The following is a 23585-nucleotide window of genomic DNA, read 5'->3' on the forward strand; positions in this document are numbered from 1 at the left end:
CAAGCTCATGGCTTCTCTAAAAATTGTTTTTTCAGCTCCCGTTTCAGAAGTTTTCCGGCCGGGCTTCTGGGAAAATCGTTCACCGTCACGTACTCTTTGGGAACCTTGAATGCCGCCAGACGAGATTTCAGGTAGGCGCGCAACTCTTCCTTATCAAATACCGTTCCGGGCTTCAATGTCAGAAAGGCCGCTACCCGCTCTCCCCATTCTCGGTCCGGAAGGCCGATGACGGCGCATTCCTGGATTTCCGGCCGGGTGTAAAGAATCTCTTCCACTTCGCGGGAATAGACGTTTTCTCCACCGGTTATAATCATGTCCTTGAGCCGATCCACGATATAAAGGTAGCCATCTTCATCAAAGAGTCCAATGTCGCCGGAACGAAACCACTCCCCGAACCAGAAAGCGGTTTCATTGGCTTCGGGGTTATTGAGATAGCCCTTCATGATGTTGCGGGCCCTGATGCAAATTTCGCCCCTCTCTCCTACAGAGACCTGCGCGCCGCTTTCATCCCTGATTTGCACCTCCGCCCCGGTCACCGCTGTCCCCACGGAGCCGGCAATATGGCGGTGATAGTGATTATAAGTAATCATGGAGGCCGACTCGGTCATCCCGTAGCTTTCATAAATCGCCAGACCGGTTCGCTCCTGCCACTGACGCACGACCTCTGCCGCCATGCTGGCGGCTGCCGAAAAACAATAACGCACAGCGCCAAGTTTTTCCTTGAGTCCCTGCTCCGCAAGCAGGCGGACATAAAGCGTGGGCACGGCAAAGAGCTTGGTAACACGACCATTTGCCATCAGATGTAAAACCTGTTCCATATCAAAGGTGGGGATCATTTCCAGACAGCCGGAACTCAAGACAGTGGCATTCATAATGTGCATCTGGCCGAATACGTGGTTGAGTGGTAAAAAAAGCAGTCCCCGGTCCTTTTCATTGGAGCGCTCATGGAAGATGACACTCTGGATGGCCGTATTGATGTTTTCATGGGAGAGCATCACCCCCTTCGGCGTCCCCGTTGTTCCCCCTGTATAGAGAATGGCGGCGATCTCGGAGCGGTCCCGATCAATCGCCCTGAATGAACTGGTTCCCATACGCAACAGCTGTTCAAAATCCATATCGCCATGGGGGCTGATAACCTTATCCAGCCATTCCTCCCCTCGAAAACCGCCTAAATCATCCAGCTTCTCGTCAAAGGTATAAATGACTTTGGGCCGACTGTGACTTACCAAAAGAGAAAGCTCATCACGCTTCAGCATGCTGGAGAGGGTCACGGCTACAGCGCCGGTCTTCAGCGCTCCATAGTAAAAGGCAATCCATTCGCTGGAATTGGGCGCGCAGAGGCCAATATGGTCACCAGGCTTAATGCCCAGATTGATGAGCGCGGTTGCCACACGATTGGCTTTTTCATTGAGCTGGGAATAACTTGTTTCTGACGAGCCTTCGCTTAAAGCAGGTCGCTCAGGAAAGCATAATGCGGATTGTTCCAGGTTTTTTGCGACATTCATCCTTGACCCCATTTTGTGTTACTGAAGAAGAGAGAATCCTCCACGGGCTCCTCTGTTTAAATGCAAATAATAACTACCGGGGAAATAACGCCAAACCTCTTGCAACAACAGTTCGGTGGCCTATATACCCGGGGAATGGCCCTGTCAATATTTTTGTATAATATCTGGTCATTTGATATATTAGACCAAGCAATTCTAATTATTGAGCAGGCAATGTTCACAAAACCGCCAAAACTCGCCGTTGTGGAGCTAACTCGCCTTTCAGTTATATTCCATTTTGGTCTCAAACTTTTCATAGGTGTCAATGTCGGGGGTTTCAACCCAGATTGTCCCGTCTTCGTTCAGCCGCAGCATGGTTCGCGCCGTCGGGATCGAATACCAGGCGCCAAGCGGCGCGCCTTGAGGGGTTGTCAATTCAAAACCATAGAGATACTGGCTTAACTCGGAAGTCTTTGCTTTCATGTCTCCAACCAGTTCTTTCATCTTCTCCGGGGTCATCGCCACACTTTTCCACAAGGTCCCGGGAGCAAGTTGCAGCTCCTTGGGCAACCCCAGGATGGCGTTGGGATACAAATCGGCGCCGCTTACATAATAGCGCCATTCAGTTTTTACTTTAGAGCGTTCAAAATCGCCGGTCGCCCCTTCGCTGGGGTTTATCATACCGTAATTCCTGAGTGAGCCCGAGCAGGAGATCATCCCCGCCAAGATAACGATCAGGGCATAAATAGAATAATATTTAGCAATTACAGATAATTTCATTTTTTGCCTCGTAGAAAAAACGCAAATCAACAACCGCCGTTCGTGGGAAAATGCCTTAACAATCGGCCCGGCCACCAGGCCGCTGATTTTAAAATAGCTTAATGACTGACGGATGTCAACATTATGGTTGCTTGGCAGGAATCGGAAAAATGAGGACAACAGCCTGATAATATTTTTAAAATACACAAAAATAATCTTGACTTATAACTTTTCGTAGAATATATTTGCCCAAAACAACGTCACGAATGAAACCTTGAAATCCTCTATCATCAGAGGCATGCTATGCAAGCGACAGAAAAATCCTCCCTTGATATCCTCCCGGAATTTAAGCCATGATCCACAGAAAGCCATCAGACGAAAACGCTCTCACCCTGTCTAACCTGCTGCGACGGATCTGCCGGCGTACCTTCAAGGCGAATATCATCTTTCTTTTTTGCGCAGTGATCATGGCGACAGTGCTCGTCATCTCGATCTTTTCCTACCGCCGAAATAGCGCCGCGGCTCTCGAAATGACGAACCAATTGGTGGAAAAGCTGACCGACGGCATGATCCGGCACACCACCGGATATATGAAGCCCGTGCAAGGAATTACCGAAGTCAGCGCCCAACTGCTCGCCAATCCGGACAAGCCCATCTCCCCGGGCTCCGAAATGGAAAAATATCTTATGAGAATCCTCCTTGTCCTGCCGCAGATCGACTTCGTCTATTTCGGCACCGAGCAGGGAGAATTCGTTCAGGCCCGCTTTCCCAAGAGACCGGGGCCAATGGTTACCCGGTTCATCCGTAAAAAAGGGGCCGAATTTACCGAGCTCCTTCGCCACTATGATGAATCGGGTAAATTTCTCCGGGAGGAACTGCTGCCTCCGCCTTCTTACGACCCCCGTGACAGGCCCTGGTATAGCGGGAGCCGGCAGACGGGAGGCGCCTTCTGGACAGATCTCTATGTCTTTTCCTCTACCGGGAAACCCGGCATAACTGCATCCTTTCCGATCACCGACCCAAACGGGAGGTTTATCGGAGCTGTAGGCGCGGACATAACCCTGAACGGCCTTTCCGTCTTTCTCCGGGAGAACCGGATCAGCAAGCACGGTCTTTCCTTTATCATGGACAAACAGCGACGCTTTGTGGCATTTCCTGATCCAGAGCGGATGCTAAAGGTAGAAAAAGGCGCCATTGTCCCCATTCAGGCGGTGGACCTCGGAGAGCCGTGGGTCACGGAGGCAGTGCGGAGGTTCGAGGACACCGGGAAACGAAAGTTCTCCTTCTCCACCCAGGGAAACAGATATCTCGCCTACTTTACTCCTTTTCCTGCCGACTTCGGAAAAGATTGGACAATCGCGGTGCTGGCGCCGGAAGACGACTTTTTGGGACCCGTGAAACAGGCATTTCGCGAAAGCCTGATGATCTCGGGGCTCGTTCTGCTGATCGCAGTCGGCATCGGTTATTTTTTTGCACGCAGCCTGTCCCGGCCACTCGAGACCCTGAGCCGGGAGGTGGAAAAGGTACGAAACTTCGACTTGGAAGGGGAAGTGAAAGTATCCTCCTACGTCAAGGAAATCAAAATGATGTCAGATTCGGTGTCCTCCATGAAATCAGGGCTGAAAGCCTTCCGCCGCTATGTTCCCGCAGACCTGGTGCGTCAGATGCTCGCTGCCGGCACAGAAGCCGAACCGGGCGGAAAGGAGCTTGAGATCACTCTCTTCTTCTCAGACGTAGAGGGATTCACATCCATTTCCGAGCAGATCCCGGCCCGGGATTTAATGCTTTCCCTTTCCGAGTACCTCGATCTGATGAGCAGGGCGATCAGTCAAGAAAAGGGAACTGTGGACAAGTATATCGGCGATGCTGTCATGGCGATCTGGGGCGCGCCGCTCGCCGACGAAAATCACGCCATCGGCGCCTGCCGGGCCGCGGTTCGCTGTCAGCAGGCCTTGGATGCGCTTACCCCCAGATGGCAAGCGGAAGGCAAACTTCCTTTTCGCACCCGCATCGGAATCCACACCGGGTTTACCATCGTGGGCAATGTCGGTTCCAAGGAACGTCTCAACTATACGGCCCTCGGGGACAACGTGAATTTGGCAAGCCGCCTCGAAGGGGTGAACAAGCGCTACGGGACGCGGATACTCATCAGCCAGGCGACCTACCGGTATGTTCGCAACCAATTCATTCTCAGACCTCTCGATATCATTGCGGTAAAGGGAAAGATCAGCAGCGTCCTTATTTATGAGCTTATGGGGGATGCCGAATCAAAAGACGCTGAAGGGCTCGCCTCTCTGGCCAACGGTTTTACGCAAGTTTTTGATGAATATCGCGCCCGGAAATGGGAATCTGCCCTTTACCTCCTGAAGGGCTTGGGGGAGCGCTTCCCCGGTGACGTTCCGGTATCAATCTATGCTGAGCGCTGCCGCGCCTACTTGCAACAGGAACCTCCTGCCGACTGGAGCGGAATCGTTCGCTTGGATACAAAGTGAAACAGGGAGAGCGCCGAACCGTCATCATGTTGCTTCTCAAACAATCAGAAATGCACTGGACAGTCAGGGGAGCAAAGTGCGTTGTCGCCTCCCCTTGCACTGCAGCATCATAAACCATAGATAGAAAGATTTTGGGAAGCATCTTGCGGCGGCGTAAAAGTCATTCTGATAGAGTTGTCGCAAACCCGAGGGTGATCGTCTGCTTGCAAATTTTATTGTCGTCTGGTATCTGCATCAAGCAATGCAATCAGTAATCGCATAAGTAAAAAAGGATGAAGAATGGATATTATTTTGGCAATGCCTCCGGCAAATAAAAAGAAGCGGCTGACAGAGACCTCTCATGGCTCAGGGTGAGCATGCAAGATAGGTCCGGAGGACCTGCACGAAGCGCTTAAGGATCTGCCGCTGATTACAGATCCCAATCTTATCATTGGTATGGAGAATGCCGATGACGCCGGGGTATATCGCCTGCGTGATGATCTGGCGATCATCCAGACGGTGGATTTTTTCACCCCGATTGTTGACGACCCTTATACCTTCGGACGCATTGCCGTAACGAACGCGCTGAGCGACGTCTATGCAATGGGCGGACGTCCGCTGACAGCGATGAACATCGTCTGCTTCCCGATAGGAAAGATGGACATCTCCATCCTCCGCGAGATTCTCCGGGGCGGTCTCGATCAGATGCGCGAGGCGAACGTTGTGCTCGTGGGCGGCCACAGCGTCGAGGACGACGAACCGAAATACGGGCTCTCGGTGACCGGCATCGTCCATCCCGACCGGGTTCTGGCCAACCGGGGGGCAATTCCCGGAGATCGCCTTATCCTGACCAAGGCCCTTGGCTCCGGAATCGCCAGCACCGCGGTTAAAGGCGGGGTTGCCGATTCCGCTTTGCAGAAACGCAGCGTCGCCGCGATGATTGAGCTCAACCGGAAGGCGGCGGAACTTATGGCAAAAAGAGACGACATTCACGCCTGCACGGACATCACCGGATTCGGCCTTCTGGGGCATGCAATGGAGATGATCGAAGGAAGCGAAACAGGAATAAAAATATACGCCAACGCTGTCCCATATTTTGAAGGCGTCCAGGAGCTGATCGAAACGGGAATCATTCCCGGCGGCCTGGTCCGGAACCGCAAATTCCGCGAGCAGCAGATCGAAAAGGGGGCCAACTGCCCCGCCTGGATTATTGATCTGCTCTTCGATCCGCAGACCTCGGGGGGGCTTTTCATCTCCCTGCCGGAAGCCGGCGCCAAAGAACTGCTGACGGAAATGCGCAAGGCGGGGCTCCTCGATGCGACAATCATCGGCGAGGTGGTCTCTGCCCCGCAGGGGAAAATCGTTATCGAATGAAGTGTGAAGTTCTTGTGATATTCGCCTCTGCCGTTATTTCTCGCCGGGAGGAACGGGAAAGTCCAGGACGCCGCTATTCTCGAAATTCAGATCAACAAGAAGCCCGGTAAAAAGACGACCCCGGATGCGATAAGATACGGAATTTTTGCCGTCCCGCCTAAGCGCCCCTATCTGACGCAGAATGGCTGACAAATCGCTTACCGCGGCGACTTCCATTATCGTTTCGCTCAAACGGGGCAATGTCGCGGTTTTGTTGCTCACCCCTCTGGCAAACGGCTCATCGTTGATCGTTACCTCAAAACTCATTCCTTTGACGGGGATCTCCCGGTCATTCGGATTCTGAACCCGCAGCTTGAAAACAAAGCGCTGCGCAAGCAGGCTTGCCTCGACCACCTGCAGGTCGGCCACCGTCACTGAAGGCGCCTGCAGCTTTAAGCCCGCGCAACCAATCACGAGAAGGGCTGCTGCCAGAATCGCCATAAAGCATGTCTGCCGACGCACGTTTTTCTCCTTTCAGGGAAGCTTCTCCAGAACAAGTTTTTCCTTCAGTGCCTCGTTTGCCGCCCGGAGCCTTTCTTCCGGCGCGAAGACGGCGACGACCGCGCGTTTTCCGGCCTCCGCAAAATAGCGGCTTGCCGCCGCCTGAAGCTCTGCGGTAGTCACCGCCAGCACCCCCTCCCGAAAAATGCTGCGCAACGCATCCGTCAGACCGGAAAACTCCCTGATCATTGCGGTGTAGCCCCTCCCTGCCGGGTCAAGCGGACGGTCGAGGGCGCCGATTGTGCCAATGATGGCCTTTTCCACTTCTTCGCCGGGGATCGGATTAGCGCTGACGAAATCCATTGCCTCTTTGTAGATTTCCAGCGTCTTGGTCAAGTGCGGATCACGGTAGGAAAGAAAGGCGAAGACCCCGCTTGACGGCTCATACCGGCAAAAACCGCCGTAAGCGCCTCCCTGAACCCGTATCCGCCGGTACAGGTAGCCGTTGGAGAGCTGCTTTGCCAGAACAAAAAGCGGCGCCGCGCTCGTATCGGTATAGGGCGGCGCCTTAAGGGCAGAGGCCACATAGCAGACATCGGCCGGGATCGCGATCCCGACGTGAACAGGCCGACTGTTTTCGGTTTTCGCCCCCTGCAATTTTTTCCCCTCCGGAAGGGCGGAAAGCAGCGCCTCCGCCGCCGTGCCGAGTCCTTCCAATCCCTGCCGATCTGCCGTCATATTCAAGAAAAGTCGGTGGCTGGTAAAGATTGTCTCTCGGAGGCGCACGAGTTTATCAACAATTTCCTCGCGAACCTCGCCATAACGGTTCGCCGTTTCGGTGATTGTGCGCAACTGACTCCTGCCATACCACTGTTCGGAACGCCGGGCCGAAAGGGAGATGCTCCTTGCCGCCGCCATCTGGGCGAAGAGGTGTCCGGACGGAATGACCGCCGAATGGAGTCCGTTCTTTTTTTCAAAAATCAACTCCTTCATCCGGGCAGCTTCGTTGAGATCGCCCCTGGTCAGGATATCCCGGACAATCGCGATCGCCTCGTCTGTGTTGCGGTAGAGCGCCTTTACCGACAAAATCATCTTCTGCCAGCTTTTGGTTCCGTCGGCGGTTTCGCCGGCAATCAGACTGAAGCCCAGTCCCCCGGTATAAAGCGCGATGCGCTTTGCCATCGCCTCATAAGAAAGCCCTGCCGCCCCCATTTCAGTCGTCAACTTGCCCAGGAGCGGCAGATAGGGCTGAAGCTCTTCCGGGATATCCGAGACGTCGAAGGCCAGATCGAGATAGGCGATGCCATTCGTGAAGATATCGTGGCTAAGCAGCGGAACTCCTTTTAAATCAATCATTTCCGAAGGAATTGTCTCGACCTGCCGCGAGATATCGGCAATCGTCAATTTGGGAAGCGATGCCGCCGCCTCCGGCAGGTCCGGCTCGGTCTGAAACTTCTTCAAGATTTCTGACTCCTTACGGATATTTTCCTTTTCCCCCTCGGAAAGAGACGCCAGGAGCTCAGCCATCCGTTGGCGCGCCTTCTGCTCTTTTTCCTCCTGATACGCTGAGCTCGGCTCCATCACCGACACAAGCCGGTGCGGGTTTTCCAGTAGCCATTCCCGAACCGCTCTCTGGAAAAGAGCGGGATCCTTTTTCCACTGCGAGCGGATTGAACTGATGATCCGCGGAAAATTCATATCCTTCAGCGGATCGCCATCGTAAAGCCAGGTGTGGTACGCCCGTCCCATCAAGACGATCCCATACGGAAAGTTTTTGCGGGTTATTTCCCGGCCGTGGAATTCCACCTGGTGGAGCGTTCCCTCGATCAACTCCGATTCAAATCCCTTTTCCACGGTATTGCGAAGCGTCTCGAGAATAAGCTGCTCTATTTGACCCTCCCGTTCAGGATCCGTTCCCCTTAGCCCGACGGCAAAAACGATCTGCTGCAGATCCCGCTCCAGCCCCGTGACCGGCGACAGGTCTTCGCCAAGTCCGGAGTCTATCAGGGCCTTGCGCAGCGGAGAAGCGGCGCTGCCGGCAAGGAGATCGCCGATAATCGTCAGCAGCATCGCTGTCTCGCTTGATGTGTTTTCCGCCGTCATCCAGGCCATATTGACCGTGCTTTTACCCTTTCCTGATTCATCCTTATCAATCGGGAAAAAGTCGTGGATACGCCGGGGCACCTTCCAGCGGGGCTGAAGAGAAATGGAGGAGTTAAGCTCGACCCGCTCAAAACCTTTTAGAATCTCCGCAAGAAAGGCCAGGTGTTCCGCGGTCGGGATATCCCCGTACAGGAAGAAGCGGGCGTTGGTCGGCGAATAATAGGTGCGGTGGAATTCGCGAAACTGTTCATAGGAAAGATCGGGAATGCTTTCCGGATTTCCTCCCGAGTCGTGGGCATAGGGGGCGTCGGGAAAGAGATTCTCCAGGATGGCATTGTACATCAGCGTTTCCGGAGAGGAATAGGCGCCCTTCATCTCGTTGTAAACAATGCCCGAAACCGTCAGCTCGCCGCTCTCGGCAAACTCGTAATGATGCCCCTCCTGGAGAAAGGTTTCCCGCATCAGCCGGGGACGTAGAACCAGATCGGCATAAACCATTGCCAGGTTGAAGAAATCCCGTCTCTCTATGCTTGCGACCGGATAGATAGTCTTGTCCGGATAGGTGAAGGCATTGATGAAGGTCTGGAGCGTACCACGCACCAGTTCGTTGAAGACATCCTTCAGCGGATAGCGCTCGGAACCCGCCAGGACGGAGTGTTCCAGGATATGAGGAACGCCTCGGGAATCCCGGGGCGGCGTCCGGAACCCGATAGAAAAGAGGTTTTCCCGATCATCGGAATGCAGATGCAGCAGTTTCGCCCCGGTTTTTTCATGCTCTATTTCATAGGCGGAAACCATGATCTCCGGAATCTGCTCAACGCGCAGTATATGGAAACCATGCAGCTTTTCTCCTGGGGAAAGCGTCAGGGGCGGACAGTTGTTTCTTGCGTGCATTTTTACCTCCACTATTTTTTTGCTCTCAACGATCGCATTTTCGCCTGATACATACGTATGTTAGATAGAAAAGTCAAACAACGGCCGACTTGTCTCGCCGGGGGCAAAAGACGCTGCCGTTTAATCCCAAGGCATCAGCGTGCCTTTGTCGTCAAATTTCCACTCGCTTTTTCCGATTGTCTCGAGTTTTGCATTTTGAACGTTATTCTTCCATTCGGCATCATATTGGGCAAGCGCCCCCGCGGAAAGGGCAATCTCTTCCAAATGACTTGTGTTTTTTATCCAGGCAATCCGTGTCCGCTCCTCCGTCAAAAGCGAAAGCGTGGAAAGCGCCTTATCTATGGTTTCCCGGTCGCTGCCGCCAATGATCGGGATCATCCCGCGCTGGAGGTAGGTCGAGGTAAGGGTGTTCTTATAGGTCACCGCAAGATCAATATCCTTAAAAAGCCTTTCGGTTATCAGATCGGCAAGACCAACCCCCTGGGCATTTCCTTGAGACGAAGGTTCCAGTGCGAGAACGACGATCCTCCCGATTCTGGGAAAGCGGGGCTCTACTTCCCCGGCAATGCGCCACCGCCCGATCACATTGGGATCCATTCCGGTACCGCTGTATTTTTTCCCCATTTCTTCAACAACGAGGAGATCAAGCTCCGAAACAGGCAACCCTGCTTTGAGGTGCGAAGCCTCTTCCAGAAGACGGGCGTCGGCGGCAGGAAAATCCTCCGGATGGACCAGCTCCAGCCTGGCGATTTCTCCGTAGGCATTCTCGACTATTCCAATCCCGGCAACAATCGGCGCATGGGTCGCAAGGAAAGAGGCAACCGCCGGGATCATCTCTCCCATCCGCGACAGGCCGTAACGGTGCAGGCGAGAGGCGCCATTGATTTTTCCTAAGCCAATTGCGCACATCTTGCAGAGTCCGCTCTGGACCGGACCGGTCACCGCCGTATGCGCCTTGATCCGGTTCATCACGATGATATGGTCGGCGCCTGCCGCGTTGCGATCGCAGAAAACCGGAAAACCATCCCCCAACTCGCCCATTATGTCAACATCCATACTGACTATTACCGGGCAGCCGACAGATGACTCTGTTATCCCGAGCGATTCCAGTATTGCAAGCTGCCCCTTGGCAGTCGCGCCGCCGTGGCTTCCCATCGCGTTTACCACAAATGGCTTGGCCCCAATCTCTTTTATGGACCCAACAAGCGCCCTCATCAGGACATCTATCGCTGCGATGCCCCTGCTGCCTCCGGTTATCGCCACCGTCTGCCCAGACTTGATTTTTCCCGGCAGCCAGCTTGGCCGGATCACCTCGGCAATTGCCGTAGCGGGATTTGTAATAGCTTCACGAGAAAACTTCTGACGGCACAGGCTCATTTCAGGCAACTGCATTTATTCCCTCCCTAAGGCGCAAAAACGCCCTTGCTTATTTAAGGGGAGCATATTGCCCCTTCGCTCCCGGATTTTTAAACACTTATTTGACGTCAACTGTCAAGTAAATTACCATAAATGACTTTCGTCCGGCAGATATGCAGGGATATTACCGGCAAAGAAAGTACCCTTAAAAAATACTTTTAAAAAAAATCCCTATTGTGGTAGATAGTCATGGAGGGCGTTTGTATGAGGATCCCCTTGATAAGAATCCTCAAGATTATGGCAACATAAAGAAAGGAACGAAATTGAAAAAGGATAACGTAATTCTTTTCAGCGGTGGCGCGGACGGGGCAGAGGCGGAATTTGGAGCAAACGCGGAACGCTACGGAATTGAAGAGGTGAATTTTACCTTTGATGGACATACCCGCTGCAGACAGCGAGGCGTGCGCGTTCTGAATCATGAAGAGTTGAAAAACGGCGATGTCAGTCTTGAATATGTGTCAAGATTAATGAATCGCCGCTATACAGAAAGCCCAATTTTGCGCAAGGTTCTGCAGACAATCTGGTATCAGGTTAATAACGGCCAGTCAATTTACGTTGTCGGAGAGATCCTGCCCGACAAGACCGTTAAAGGCGGAACAGGGTGGGGCGCCGAATTCGCAAAGATCTGCAATAAGCCTTTATTTGTGTTTGATCAGAAAATTAACGCCTGGTTTCAGTGGGATAAAACTGACTGGGTGGAGCGCGAAAGGGGGAACGAACCGGTCATAACCCATCAGCATTTCGCGGGAACGGGCACGAGGTTCCTTGCGGAAAACGGCAAAAAGGCGATTGCCGAGCTGTTTGAAAGAACCTTTTGTTAACCGCTGAAAAATTTATCCGCATGTAAAAAGTGCTGCTTGAAGCAAGCAGGTCGGCGGCAGAGGAAACTAAAATGCAAACGGCGTCAGAATTGACGCCGTTTGTTCTTTTTTACTTTGTATGAAAATCCCCCCATCCCCCCTTTACCAAAGGGGGGGTAAGGGGGGATTTTCATGCTTCGTTGAGCCCGCACCGGGCATGGGGGTCTATGCAAACCAACCTTACAGCGCCGGTACCGGGCTTAGGGCCTGTCCACAAATAACCTGAACATCTTGCATCTCATCTTTGGGCCATCTTTGGCTGTGGCTCAATCACAAAATCCTCAACGTAGCGCTGCTACGTCTGCGGTTTTGTTCAATCGCCGCAACCAAATCCAACCCAAATCTGAGCGCAATCTTGTCCAGGTTATTTGTGGACAGGCCCTTAGACAAAATCAGACAGCCGAAAGCAGTTTCTCCCAATACTTATTGGCGCCCTCCATATACTTATCGTAGGGAACTATCGGTTTCTCCAATTCTGCCTGCGTATTTTCCGATAACTTTCCGTCAGTTGCTATTTCCCGGCCGGCCTTTTTCAGAATTTCCTTGTATTTTTCGACCAGGGGAAGCAGCACGGGAATGTCCATCTTGAGAACTTCGCCTCCCCCCCGATATATTTCCGCAATCAATTCCGAGTGCATATTGCGGGCAATTCTCTTGAACAAGAGACTAAGAACCTGGAAGTGGGTCTGCTCCGCGAATCCACAGTTTGAGATAACGGCTATCTTGGGGATTTTTTCATATCGCTTGCGATGTCGGTATTCCCCCTGCGGATCCTTTTCAAAATACGGTTCGGTAAGTGGAATCATTCTGTCCATAAATGTCTTCATTATTCCGGTCACATTGTCAACATAAAGGGGCGTCGCGAAAACGATCAGATCGGCCTTTATGAAAAGTGGCAAAAGTCCTTCCATATCGTCCTTCTGGACACATTTCCCCGGCGTTTTCAACCAACAGTCAAAACAACCCAGGCAGGGCTTTATCTTTTTTCTAAAAAGGAAAACATTCTCAACCTCTGCCCCCGCCTCCCTCGCCCCTTGTAGAAACGCCTCCACCATCACATGCGTATTGCCTTTTCCCATATGCGGGCTGCCATTAAAGACGACTATTTTCATCTCTCTCCTCCTTTAAGACAGAAACTCTCATTACATCTATTTTTGTTGCCGAGGGTCGTCGCAGGCCCCATTCAACCGGGATGCCGTCGCGTTATCCGTAGATCGTCGGAATCATTGCATAGATTGGGGAAACAATCAAGATAAAGCGCCCTCTTTAAATTCCAGCGATCTTGAGCTCTACCTCCCCGGGTCCTTGCGGATGCGGGCGCCCTGACAAAAATATCCCCCGACTGCTCTCAGAAGGGGGATATTTTTCTTATATTTCAGGTTGTCGTTTATGAAAATATGTTCCTCATCCGATTGCCTTATTTCCGGTGTCGCCAGTACGCACCCGGATGCACTGTTCAAGGGGCAAAACAAATATTTTACCGTCGCCGATCGTTCCCGTTCTGGCCCCTTTTATGATCGCATCGATGGTCGGCTGAACAAATTCGTCGTTCACGGCAATCTCAAAGCGCACCTTGTCCAGAAGATTCACCTCCGTTATAACACCCCGGTATGACTCGGAGTGTCCGCCCTGAGACCCGCAACCGATAACGCTGGAGACGGTCATTTTACCGACCTGTGCATCGAACAGCGCCTGTTTTACATCGGTAAGCTTTTCCGGTTTGACAACCGCGATAACCATTTTCATGTTTTCTTCTCCTTTCACTATGCCGGGATGTCCCGGATATTATTTTGTCAAAAACCCCTGGAAATCGGGATAAGCCTTCATGCCATGCTCTCCAATATCCAAACCGGCGAGTTCCTCTTCCCGCGATACCCGAAGTCCCATAACGGCTTTGATCACATACCATACGGCGAATGCCGCGACAAAGGTAAACACTCCAACCGCAACGACTCCGGCCGCCTGCGCCAAAAGCAGTTTCACCCCGCCGCCGAAAAAAAGACCGTTGCCGGTGGCAGTCCCGGTAATTTTGTCTTGGGCGAAAAGCCCGACCGCCAGGGTTCCAAATACGCCATTCACCAAATGTACGGAGAGGGCGCCTACCGGGTCGTCCAGCTTCAGCTTGTCAAAAAACAGGACGGCGAGCACCACGAGCACCCCGGCGATCAGGCCGATAATAGCGGATGAGCCCACGCTGACAAAGGCGCAGGAAGCGGTTATGGCGACCAGTCCGGCCAGGGCGCCGTTGATGATCATCGAAAGATCGGGCTTTTTCTGCACCAGCCAGGAGACAATGGCTGAACTTAGAATCGCCATCGCCGCCGCAGTGTTGGTTGTTACAGCGATATGGGCAATCGCGCTGCCGTCCCCCACACCCATCGTCGAACCGGGATTGAACCCGAACCAGCCGAACCACAAAACGAGGCCGCCGAGGGTCACCATGGACATGTTGTGACCCATGATCGGTTTGATCGATCCATCGGCACGATACTTCCCGTAACGGGAGCCGAGCAGGATAACCCCGGCCAGGGCCGACCATCCTCCCACGGAGTGCACAACCGAAGAACCGGCAAAATCAAACATCCCCATTGTCTGGAGAAAGCCGCCGCCCCAGATCCAGTGGCCGGTGATGGGGTACAAGATCCCTACCAGGATAAACGAAAAGACGATGAAGGAAATGAATTTTACCCTTTCCGCAACGGCGCCGGAAACGATCGTCGCGGCGGTTCCGGCAAAAACAAGCTGAAAGAAAAACTTTGCCCATAAAGGAACGCCGGTCCAGTTCAAAGCGGCGTACGCGCCTTTATAGGCCTCCCCGATGGCGGGGCTGTTGTCGGGGCCGCCGGCGAAGAAAAGCCCCTCCAACCCCATGAAGGAGCTGCCGTTCCCGAACATCAGCCCCCAGCCGATCACATAAAATGATATTGAGGCAATCGCGAAAACGATGAAGTTCTTCGCCAGGATGTTCACCGTATTTTTCGCCCTGCACAGACCGGACTCAACCATCGCAAACCCGAGGTTCATAAAAAAGACCAGAAACGCGGCTATCAGCACCCAGAGAGTGTCAACGCCAACCTGTAAATTTTTCAGGGATTCCGCCAATCCCTTTTCCCCCAGGACAACCGCGGGCGCCGGGGACATTGCTGATGGTTGGTTCAAAACTATAGAACCATCCTGCACGGGCAATGCCTGCTGAGCAGCCGCCGGGAAACCCGCGCTTAAAAAAATGCCTGTTAACAAAACTAATACGCCGATCAATTTCTTCATTTTCCAACCTCCTCAGTTTTTTAAAACCCCCGCGGCAAGTGCGGGATGCCCTTTTCCTTCCTGGCTTCTCAAGAACCGGGCCAACCGGGCAGTTATTAGTTAACTATCTTAATACAGGATGGTTTTTTACTGACAATCGCAGAGGGGGCCATCCTGCATACCGGACAAATTTGTATCTTCTTGCGCTTACGCTCAACGAAAATGTGCTAAACAATAAAACGACGGCAAATGATCTCTTAAAATGACACTCATCAGACTGTTTTATACAAGCAAAGCTTTAGACAGGAAAAAGGATTGAACCTCGAAAGAAAATGCGTTATACGATGAACGGGATTGGAAAAATAATTTTGATGTTATTGATTATATGAAATAAGTCGGAGGATACGGGTTTGCTTTTTGATTTTATTTTGGGGAAATTTTCCAACGACCTGGCGATTGACCTGGGAACGGCCAACACGCTGGTTTATGTCAAGGGAAAGGGGATTGTGCTCAACGAACCCTCCGTTGTCGCCGTTCACCAGAATGCCCGCGGGGAAAAGAAGGTGCTGGCGGTAGGCGCCGAGGCCAAGAAGATGCTGGGAAGAACCCCCGGCAACATCGTCGCCATCCGCCCCATGCGCGACGGGGTAATCGCCGATTTCGACATCACCGAGGCGATGCTCCGCCATTTCATCCTGAGCGTTCACAACCGGCGCGCCCTCGTTCGCCCCCGCATCATCGTTTCCATCCCCTCGGGGATAACGCAGGTGGAGAAGCGCGCCGTCCGGGAGACGGTGGAATCCGCAGGCGCCCGGGAGATATACCTGATCGAGGAACCGATGGCGGCGGCCATCGGGGCGGGTTTGCCGGTAACCGAGCCGATCAGTTCGATGGTTGTCGATATCGGCGGCGGGACAACCGAGGTGGCGGTGATCTCGCTTACCGGCATCGTCTATTCCAAGTCGGTCCGGGTAGCCGGCGACAGGCTGGACGAAGATATTGTTCAGTACATAAAGCACAAGTACAGTCTGCTTATCGGCGAGCGCACCGGAGAGATCATCAAGACAACCATCGGCAACGCCTACCCCGATCCGGAGGGGGAAGTCCGCACGATGGAGATAAAGGGGCGGGATCTGATCTCCGGCATCCCCAAAATCCTGGAGATAAACTCCGGCGAAATCCGCGAGGCGATCGGCGAATCGCTCGGCCTGATCGTCGATGCGGTGAAAAACGCCCTCGAGAATGCGCCGCCTGAACTCTCCGGCGACATTGCCGACCGGGGAATCGTGCTGACCGGCGGCGGCGCGCTCCTCAGAAACCTCGACCTGCTGATCAAAGAGGAAACGGGGCTTCCGACCATCATCGCCGACGACCCGCTCACCACCGTCGCCCGGGGCGCCGGTATGGCACTGGATCACATCGATATCCTCAAAGAGGTCACCTTTCAAACATGAAACAAAGGAGTCTAGACAATGCCGGGGATTGAAGAAGATAACAAGCAACATGATCGTGAATTTTCACGCATAAAAACAGCTCTTTCCATGAGAATGCGCGTTGTATCTGCTGAGGAGAAGGCTGCCATGGAAGGCCGGATAGGGGGAATTTCGGAAATCCAGTTTAATCCTCCCCAGCCTTTAAGCGACCCTGCGCTTTATGAGTGGGTAAAATTTCTTGATGCAAAGTTAGACCAGATTTTACAGTTAATCTTTGAAAACAAGAAAGAATGTCAAATGCCCATGGAAGTATGCGATCTAAGTGGAGGCGGCATGAGCACCCTCTCGCAGGAGCAGTTTGCCCCAGGCGACACCCTGGAAATAAGCATCCTTTATCCTTTTTCTCCGCCGCAGATACTGCGCTTGTATGGAGATGTCTTACGTTCAGAAAAAAGCGCAGACGGTTATTGGACTGCGGTAAAGTTCACCATGATCGATGATTCGACCCGGGATAAGATATTTAAGCTGGTCTTCGAAAAGGAACGAGAAATTATTCGGAGCAAAAGAGGAGAATAGCTGAAATATGTTTGCAATAATTGGCTTCCTAATCGTTACGGGCGCTGTTGTCGGCGGCTATCTTCTCGAACACGGCAATCTTTCCATTCTTTTTCAGCCGACAGAACTGCTGATAATCGGCGGAGCAGCTCTGGGCTCCCTTGTCGTCGCCGCTCCGCTCAAAACAATCAAACTTCTTGTCGCCTCCGTCATAAAAGTTTTCACTTACAAATCATATACGAAAAATGATTACATCGAAGTGCTGCTCCTGCTCAATGCCATATTTTACAAGATAAGACAGCAGGGGCTTGTGGCGGTCGAATCCGACGTTGACAATCCCGAGGAAAGCGCTATTTTCAAACAATATCCGGGAATCCTTAAAAAACATCATACGCTGACATTTATAACCGACACGCTCCGCACCGTCATGACGACGACAATCCCGCCGCACGAACTGGAAGCGCTCATGGACAATGAATTGGAAGCCCATCATGAGGAAACAATTATGCCTTCGGATCTGCTGAGCTTTGTCGCCGATTCGCTTCCCGGTCTTGGCATAGTAGCCGCTGTTCTTGGGATCGTCATCACAATGGGGAAAATAAGCGAGCCGCCGGAAGTTATTGGTCATAGCGTTGGCGCTGCCCTGGTTGGAACGTTTTTGGGAATCCTGCTGAGCTATGGCTATGTGGGACCTTTGGCAAGAAACATCTCCCTCCTTGCCGCGGAAGACTTGCAGTACCTTACGGTAATCAAGGTTTCCCTGCTTTCCTTCATCGGCAGCGGCGCCGCTCCCAAAGTGGCAATCGAATTCGGCCGAAGGGTTGCGCCCGGGGATGCCAAACCTACTTTTACAGAGATGGAAGAAGCTCTGCGGGCAAAGAAATAGAAAATGGAGAAAAATTCTCAACCAATAATCATCAAGAAAAAAAAGGGCGGCCACGCCGGACATCATGGCGGGGCGTGGAAGGTCGCCTATGCGGACTTCGTTACCGCGCTTATGGCATTTTTTCTGGTCATGTGGCTGGTTGCCTCGGTAGCCCCGGAAAAAAAGGCTCGAGTTGCACAATATATGAGAAATTACAGCATCTTTGCTGAATCGGGAAAATCCTTCATGACAGGCACTTCTCAGGTATTGAACCAGCCGGACAAGGGCTTTAGACCAACGCCCCAGGATACTGTCCGGGGCAGTGGCGGAGGGGGAGTGACGCAGGAGGAGATGGTAAAGAAAATGAAGAAAGCCATCGAAGAAAAGCTCGCATCGGTAAAGAATCAGGTTACCGTCGATATCATTGAGGGGGGAGTAAGGGTACAGATAACCGACACGGAGGGGGGAATGATGTTCCCTTCCGGCAGCGCCGATCTAACCGAAAAGGCAAAAGAAATATTGAGAATCGTGGCAGAAAACATAAAAAATGTCCCTAATCGCATTGCCGTCGAAGGCCACACCGACGCCGCACCCTTCAAGGGCGCCGAGAGGACAAACTGGGAACTTTCCACCGCTCGCGCCTCCGCCGCCCGAAGGATGCTGGAAGAATACGGCATTGAATCGTCAAGGATAGCGCGCGTCGTTGGCTATGCCGATCAGGAATTGATCGTGCCTGAGAATCCCAATGATCCCAGAAACCGCCGGATCAGCATCATTCTTATAAACGACAAATCTACACCCCCGGCTGAAGCGCCGCTTACCAAATAATGTGATATTGCGCCCTACTTTGCTTCGACGATGCATATATCAACGACAAATGAACCTGACGCTGTCGTAAACGGGATGATGATGCTCGGTCCTCCCATCACATGGGTTATATTATGATCCTTTCCGGAGATGACCGTCGGCAGGGCTGAGTAGATGGAAAATCCCGTGGCCTCCATGTTTTTTCGCGCGGCCCCGGAAACCATGTTGGTAATCTCCCCAACTGCATCGCATATCTCGGCATTTATCCCGGTTATCTTCTCACCCAACATGCTGGAAACAATTTCCAAAATACAAGGCTCCTCGAAGCTCAGGGCCAAAGAACCTTTAACGGAGCCTGCCAACCCGATAATGCCGCTTATATCGCCGTGCGCCACAGCATCCTTTTTTAAATATGGGTTCCCCGCTATCGGCTCTACAAAGGCCATGGTTTTAATAACGTTGATTGTCCCGTCCAGAAAGGCATTAATAATTTTTACATCCATACCGGTTCACACTCCTTACGTCCCGCTATTTACTGGTTCATTTTTTCCATAATTTTCATAATCTTCTCGTTGAGAACCTCTGCGGTAAACGGTTTGACAATGTAATTGCTAACCCCGGCTTTTACAGCGGCAACCACATTATCCTGCAGAGCTTCTGCGGTAACCATCAAAAAAGGGGTGCTGGCCAGGTCCTGGTCGGCCCGGACAGCTTTCAGAAGTTCAATCCCCGTCATGTTGGGCATATTCCAATCGGAAACAATAAAATCAATCCTCTGCGATTTCAGAACGCGCATCGCCGCAACTCCGTCTTCCGCCTCTACAACATTTTCAAAACCAGCCTGTTTTAACAGATTTTTCACTACCTTTCTCATCGTCGCAAAATCATCGACTACCAAAATTTTTATCTCTTTTCCCATAATAAACCCCTTGCAGCAATTAGTTGTTTATAACGACCTCATGAGAGGCTCTGATCACAGAATAATTTTCATTCCGCTTAATATTACTGTCTCTCTTGTAAAGTTTCACTCATTTCAAACATCCCTTCCGCATCAAGAATCAGGCCAATCCTCCCATCCCCGAGAATTGCACCGCCGGAGACGCCCCTTACCTTGCCAATGCCGCCGCCGAGGTTCTTGATAACCACCTCTGCCTTGCCTATAATCTTGTCAACCAAAAGGCATTTTGAACGGTTTCCGCTTTCCAGCACCAGGACAATGGCATCCCAGGGGTCTTCGTGCTCGGGCATTATCCCAAACAACACATGCAGCCTTACAAGCGGAAACAATTGGCCCATGGCGCTGATCATCTCTCCCCTGCCGACAACACTGATACAATCTTCCCTGCGGGGGCGCAAGGCCTGCCTCACGGCAGTCATCGGGAGGATGTAATGCTGAGAGCCTGCCCTTATTATCATTCCATCAATAATCGCCATTGTCAAAGGAAAAGCCGCCATAAATTTCGAACCCTTCCCCGGAGAGCTTTCTATATCGATTTTCCCTCGCAATTTCTCGACGGCCTGTTTGACGACATCCATGCCCACCCCCCGGCCGGAGACATCCGTTACCTTTTCCGCCGTTGAGAGTCCCGGCATAAAAATCAGCCGGTATATATCCTGCTCGGAAAGCCCGTCCCCCGAGGCGATAAGCCCATTTCTGACAGCCTTGTCCAGTATCTTATCCTTATTGAGACCCCTTCCATCGTCGCTGATTTCTATTACTACACTGCCGCCGCGGTGATATGCGCTCAGCCGAATCATCCCTTCCGCTGTCTTGCCTGCCTTCATCCGCTCTTCGGGACTTTCCAGGCCGTGATCCACAGAGTTTCTAACCATATGAACCAGCGGATTGTATATTTCATCAACCATATTTCGGTCAATTTCCGTATCCTCGCCAACGAGATCAATATTCACTGCCTTGCCGCTATTTTTGGCAAGATCACGAACCAGTCGCGACATCCTCTGAAATGTCTGTTTAATGGGAACCATGCGCAAGCTTGTTGATATTCGCTGCAACCCGGAGGTGATCCGAAAAAGCTGACCGATATCCCTGCTCAGATTACGGTCAAGATTAGCCTCTTTCTTGATATCTTCCTGAACCATCGTCTGATTGATAACAAGTTCCCCAACCATGTCAATCAGGTCGTCTAATTTTCTGGTATCGACCCGAATGCTCGACATGTCGCCCGCCTGCTCCGCCTGTTTCCGCAGCGCCTGCGAAACCTGTTTTGGAGTCGCCTTCCCTTCTTTTATCAGGGTTTCGCCAATTTTCCCTCCAGGTTTTTTCGCGTTGCTTTTCAGCCCTTCTTGAAGATCGGCGTTTGTAATAACCCCATCTTCAAGTAGAATTTCGCCGATCTTTTTTACTCCGGAAGGCTCATTTCCTCCTTCTTGAACCAATTTAACCCTTTTCATCAGGGAGGGAACATCAGTATCTATATCTTCCCCGGCAGAAACATTCCCCTCCAGCCGGCCTTTCAGATGACCGATAAGAACTTTAAGCGCATCAGCCCCTTCCAAAACAACATCGATAACCGGAGGGGTTACCGCCAGTTCCCCATTCCTCGCCTTGTCAAGCAGATTTTCCAGCGTATGGGCCAGATCACGGATTTGGTCGAGATTAAGAAAGCTTGCCACACCCTTGATGGAATGAAAGGGGCGAAAGATAGCATTTATATAGTCCTTATTATCCGGATCTTTCTCAAGATTAAGAATATTTACCTCTATCTCATCAATGTACTCCAGCCCCTCTACGATAAAATCATGCAATAAAGATTCATCCTCGATCTGCAACTCCGCCGCAGACTGCTGTTTATTGCCGGAGGATGTCTTATTGCCTCCTTCGGCAGGAGATTTCCCCTCGCTATCGGCAGTTTCAGCACTCGGATCTCTATTCTCCTGCATTGCCGAGTTATTGCCGTCTTCATTAAGAGCGACCCCCGTCAGCAATGATATTTTACTCCCGAAATCAAAGATGTTGCCGCTATATTTTCCGGAATTTGCATAGGCGTCAACTATGCCCTGCAAAAGGGCAATTCCTTCACCCAATGCCGAAAAGCCCTCCTCTTTGTCAGACAAGGCATCCAGGACAATTTTTTCCAGCAATGTATTCAGCCAGCTTGCCACCTCTCTGACTGAATCTATTTTTCCTTCAGAGGCCTTCTCCGCAATCTTGTCAAGGTTGTTCATAAACTTGCCGGCAGCGGGCACATCAACCTCCGGCCCGGTCAGAAACATATAGTCGGAAGCCATGTCATTCAATAAATTAATTAACGATTCATAAGACATATCTTACACCATCCTTATTATTTGAGCGGCAATCTGCTCAATCGGCAATATTTTATCCACGGCGCCCAATTTAATGGCTTCTTTGGGCATGCCAAATACGACACAACTATTTTCATCCTGGGCAACGGTCCCGGCCCCCATATTCTTCATCTCCAAAAGACCGGCTGCGCCATCGGCGCCCATACCGGTAAGAATAACCCCGATCGCATTTGCCCCCGCGTATTGAGCCGTCGATTTAAATAGCACATCAACCGCCGGCCGCTGATGGTGGACCATGGGACCGGTTTTTACTTCCACATAATACACAGCGCCGCTTCTGCGGAGCAGCATATGATAATTGCCCGGGGCAATCAACGCCAAGCCATTGCTAAGCCTGTCGCCGTCCTTCGCCTCTCTGACGGAAATCTGGCAGATGCCGTTGAGCCTTTCGGCAAAGGCGGTCGTAAAATTTGCCGGCATGTGCTGCACGATGACCATGCCGGGAGAGTTGGGCGGCATCTGCGTCATAAGGACTTTCAGGGCCTCCGTGCCGCCGGTAGAGGCGCCGACTGCAATTACCTTATTCGATGTCTGGGCAAGGGCCTTTATAGGCTGCTGTTTTATCGCCTCGGCGCCGCCAATGTCCTTTTTTACAATTTTTGCCCGGGCCGCCGCCCTGATTTTCTCGGCAAGCTGCGCGCTCATATCGCCCACAGTGTAGGAAGCTCCCGGTTTGGCGATGACGTCAACCGCCCCGGAATCGATCGCCTCCAGCGTCAATTTCCCCCCCCTTGTTGTAAGCGAGCTTACGACAATAGTCGGCAAAGGATAGTATCTCATCAATTTCTTCAGGAATGTAATGCCATCCATCCGCGGCATTTCTATGTCCAGTGTGATTACATCCGGTTTGAGACTGACAATCTTGTCCCTGGCAACATACGGATCCGGCGCTGTTCCTATAACCTCTATATCAGGATATTTTGATAATTCCTCGGAAAATATTTTTCTGACTATCGCCGAATCATCAACGATAAGAACCCGGATCTTATTCAATTTTCACCCCTGTCATTCACGTATGGATACCAATCGCTGCCGCGCAAACCGTTTACCTTGTAAACAATCGCCTCATTTTTTTCGGTATTGTAAACAATCTTTCGGCCCATACTTCCCCCCGTATCTTCCGAAATAATCTCAATGCGAAGTTCAAGCATGATCTTTTTTGCAATACTTACATTTCTGCGGGCAATACGAATACACTCCCGCTCTTCTGTCTCGGCGCCCCCAAATATCTGGGCCTTGATATCTTTTCTCTTTGTTCCTTCCTGCACCAGCATTCTGGCCAGATGCCTTATTGCAACATTCCCATATCGCGATGTTGCGGCATCGCCAACACCGCAGTCCGGATAGAGATAATTTGCCATACCGCCACGTTTTTTATTTTGATCCCACAGGGAAACGGCAACATTCGAACCAAGCACCGTTGATATCAAAGAGGGCTCTGCGTTCAGAAAAATATATCCCGGAAGCAGCAAATACTCAAACAAAACAACATCTTTATTAAACATCCCCTTACC

20 protein-coding genes are annotated in these 23585 nt (G+C 51.8%); 7 read left to right on the forward strand and 13 right to left on the reverse strand.

Annotated elements, in window-relative coordinates; translation table 11 throughout:
• Nucleotides 1-5: 5 nt before the first annotated feature.
• Nucleotides 6-1505, reverse strand: a complete 1500-nt coding sequence (locus M0P74_08745) for an AMP-binding protein (protein ID MCK9363667.1) — start codon at nt 1503-1505, stop codon at nt 6-8.
• A gap of 261 nt (nt 1506-1766) precedes the next feature.
• Complete coding sequence (locus M0P74_08750; protein ID MCK9363668.1) at nt 1767-2264, reverse strand: hypothetical protein; 498 nt, start codon at nt 2262-2264, stop codon at nt 1767-1769.
• A gap of 332 nt (nt 2265-2596) precedes the next feature.
• Between M0P74_08750 and M0P74_08755 the strand changes: the two genes are divergently transcribed.
• Together M0P74_08755 and selD are read left to right on the forward strand one after the other, a co-directional pair.
• A complete protein-coding gene (locus M0P74_08755; protein MCK9363669.1) occupies nt 2597-4735 on the forward strand; it encodes a Cache 3/Cache 2 fusion domain-containing protein in 2139 nt (712 codons plus the stop codon).
• A gap of 408 nt (nt 4736-5143) precedes the next feature.
• Nucleotides 5144-6088, forward strand: coding sequence for a selenide, water dikinase SelD (gene selD / locus M0P74_08760; GenBank protein MCK9363670.1), 945 nt, complete (start codon nt 5144-5146; stop codon nt 6086-6088).
• Between the two features lie 33 nt (nt 6089-6121).
• Here the strand turns inward: selD and M0P74_08765 are convergent, their stop codons facing one another.
• From M0P74_08765 to M0P74_08775, 3 genes are all read right to left on the reverse strand, one after another.
• The gene (locus tag M0P74_08765) at nt 6122-6589 is read right to left on the reverse strand and encodes an LEA type 2 family protein (protein ID MCK9363671.1); all 468 of its coding nucleotides are present in this window, start codon (nt 6587-6589) and stop codon (nt 6122-6124) included.
• A gap of 12 nt (nt 6590-6601) precedes the next feature.
• Nucleotides 6602-9565, reverse strand: a complete 2964-nt coding sequence (locus M0P74_08770; protein MCK9363672.1) for an insulinase family protein — start codon at nt 9563-9565, stop codon at nt 6602-6604.
• Nucleotides 9566-9685: 120 nt separating this feature from the next.
• Entirely contained in the window at nt 9686-10957 is a 1272-nt protein-coding gene (locus M0P74_08775) for a DUF362 domain-containing protein (protein MCK9363673.1), read from the reverse strand.
• A gap of 224 nt (nt 10958-11181) precedes the next feature.
• Here M0P74_08775 and M0P74_08780 point away from each other — a divergent pair, with 224 nt between their 5' ends.
• The gene (locus tag M0P74_08780; protein MCK9363674.1) at nt 11182-11802 is read left to right on the forward strand and encodes a hypothetical protein; all 621 of its coding nucleotides are present in this window, start codon (nt 11182-11184) and stop codon (nt 11800-11802) included.
• Between the two features lie 431 nt (nt 11803-12233).
• Here M0P74_08780 and M0P74_08785 read toward each other — a convergent pair whose 3' ends face one another.
• The 3 genes from M0P74_08785 to M0P74_08795 all read right to left on the reverse strand — a co-directional run bounded on the left by M0P74_08785 (nt 12234) and on the right by M0P74_08795 (nt 15108).
• The gene (locus tag M0P74_08785) at nt 12234-12953 is read right to left on the reverse strand and encodes a flavodoxin family protein (protein MCK9363675.1); all 720 of its coding nucleotides are present in this window, start codon (nt 12951-12953) and stop codon (nt 12234-12236) included.
• A 292-nt stretch (nt 12954-13245) separates the two neighbouring features.
• Nucleotides 13246-13587 carry a P-II family nitrogen regulator gene (locus M0P74_08790; protein MCK9363676.1) on the reverse strand — a complete coding sequence of 114 codons (342 nt, stop codon included), beginning with the start codon at nt 13585-13587 and terminating at the stop codon, nt 13246-13248.
• Between the two features lie 39 nt (nt 13588-13626).
• Entirely contained in the window at nt 13627-15108 is a 1482-nt protein-coding gene (locus M0P74_08795; GenBank protein ID MCK9363677.1) for an ammonium transporter, read from the reverse strand.
• A 389-nt stretch (nt 15109-15497) separates the two neighbouring features.
• Here M0P74_08795 and M0P74_08800 point away from each other — a divergent pair, with 389 nt between their 5' ends.
• Genes M0P74_08800 through M0P74_08815 form a run of 4 tightly spaced genes read left to right on the forward strand, consistent with a single transcriptional unit; the run spans nt 15498 to nt 18768 of the window.
• A complete protein-coding gene (locus tag M0P74_08800; protein MCK9363678.1) occupies nt 15498-16541 on the forward strand; it encodes a rod shape-determining protein in 1044 nt (347 codons plus the stop codon).
• A gap of 18 nt (nt 16542-16559) precedes the next feature.
• A complete protein-coding gene (locus tag M0P74_08805) occupies nt 16560-17096 on the forward strand; it encodes a PilZ domain-containing protein (GenBank protein ID MCK9363679.1) in 537 nt (178 codons plus the stop codon).
• A 7-nt stretch (nt 17097-17103) separates the two neighbouring features.
• Nucleotides 17104-17961 (forward strand): flagellar motor stator protein MotA, encoded by an 858-nt coding sequence (motA, locus tag M0P74_08810; GenBank protein ID MCK9363680.1) that lies wholly within the window; start codon nt 17104-17106, stop codon nt 17959-17961.
• 3 nt (nt 17962-17964) lie between these two features.
• Nucleotides 17965-18768: an OmpA family protein gene (locus M0P74_08815; GenBank protein MCK9363681.1), complete on the forward strand. Its 804-nt coding sequence runs from the start codon at nt 17965-17967 to the stop codon at nt 18766-18768.
• A gap of 14 nt (nt 18769-18782) precedes the next feature.
• Here M0P74_08815 and M0P74_08820 read toward each other — a convergent pair whose 3' ends face one another.
• The 5 genes from M0P74_08820 to M0P74_08840 form a co-directional block, all read right to left on the reverse strand.
• Entirely contained in the window at nt 18783-19250 is a 468-nt protein-coding gene (locus tag M0P74_08820) for a chemotaxis protein CheX (GenBank protein ID MCK9363682.1), read from the reverse strand.
• Nucleotides 19251-19279: 29 nt separating this feature from the next.
• On the reverse strand, nt 19280-19666 hold the full coding sequence (locus M0P74_08825) for a response regulator (GenBank protein MCK9363683.1): 387 nt from the start codon (nt 19664-19666) through the stop codon (nt 19280-19282).
• 83 nt (nt 19667-19749) lie between these two features.
• Nucleotides 19750-22032, reverse strand: a complete 2283-nt coding sequence (locus tag M0P74_08830; GenBank protein ID MCK9363684.1) for a chemotaxis protein CheA — start codon at nt 22030-22032, stop codon at nt 19750-19752.
• A gap of 3 nt (nt 22033-22035) precedes the next feature.
• Nucleotides 22036-23064, reverse strand: a complete 1029-nt coding sequence (locus M0P74_08835) for a chemotaxis response regulator protein-glutamate methylesterase (protein MCK9363685.1) — start codon at nt 23062-23064, stop codon at nt 22036-22038.
• The gene (locus tag M0P74_08840) at nt 23061-23576 is read right to left on the reverse strand and encodes a chemotaxis protein CheD (GenBank protein ID MCK9363686.1); all 516 of its coding nucleotides are present in this window, start codon (nt 23574-23576) and stop codon (nt 23061-23063) included. Before M0P74_08840 ends, M0P74_08835 begins: the two co-directional genes overlap by 4 nt.
• Between the last annotated feature and the right edge of the window lie 9 nt (nt 23577-23585).

The organism is Syntrophales bacterium (assembly GCA_023229765.1).
Classification (GTDB): domain Bacteria; phylum Desulfobacterota; class Syntrophia; order Syntrophales; family UBA5619; genus DYTH01.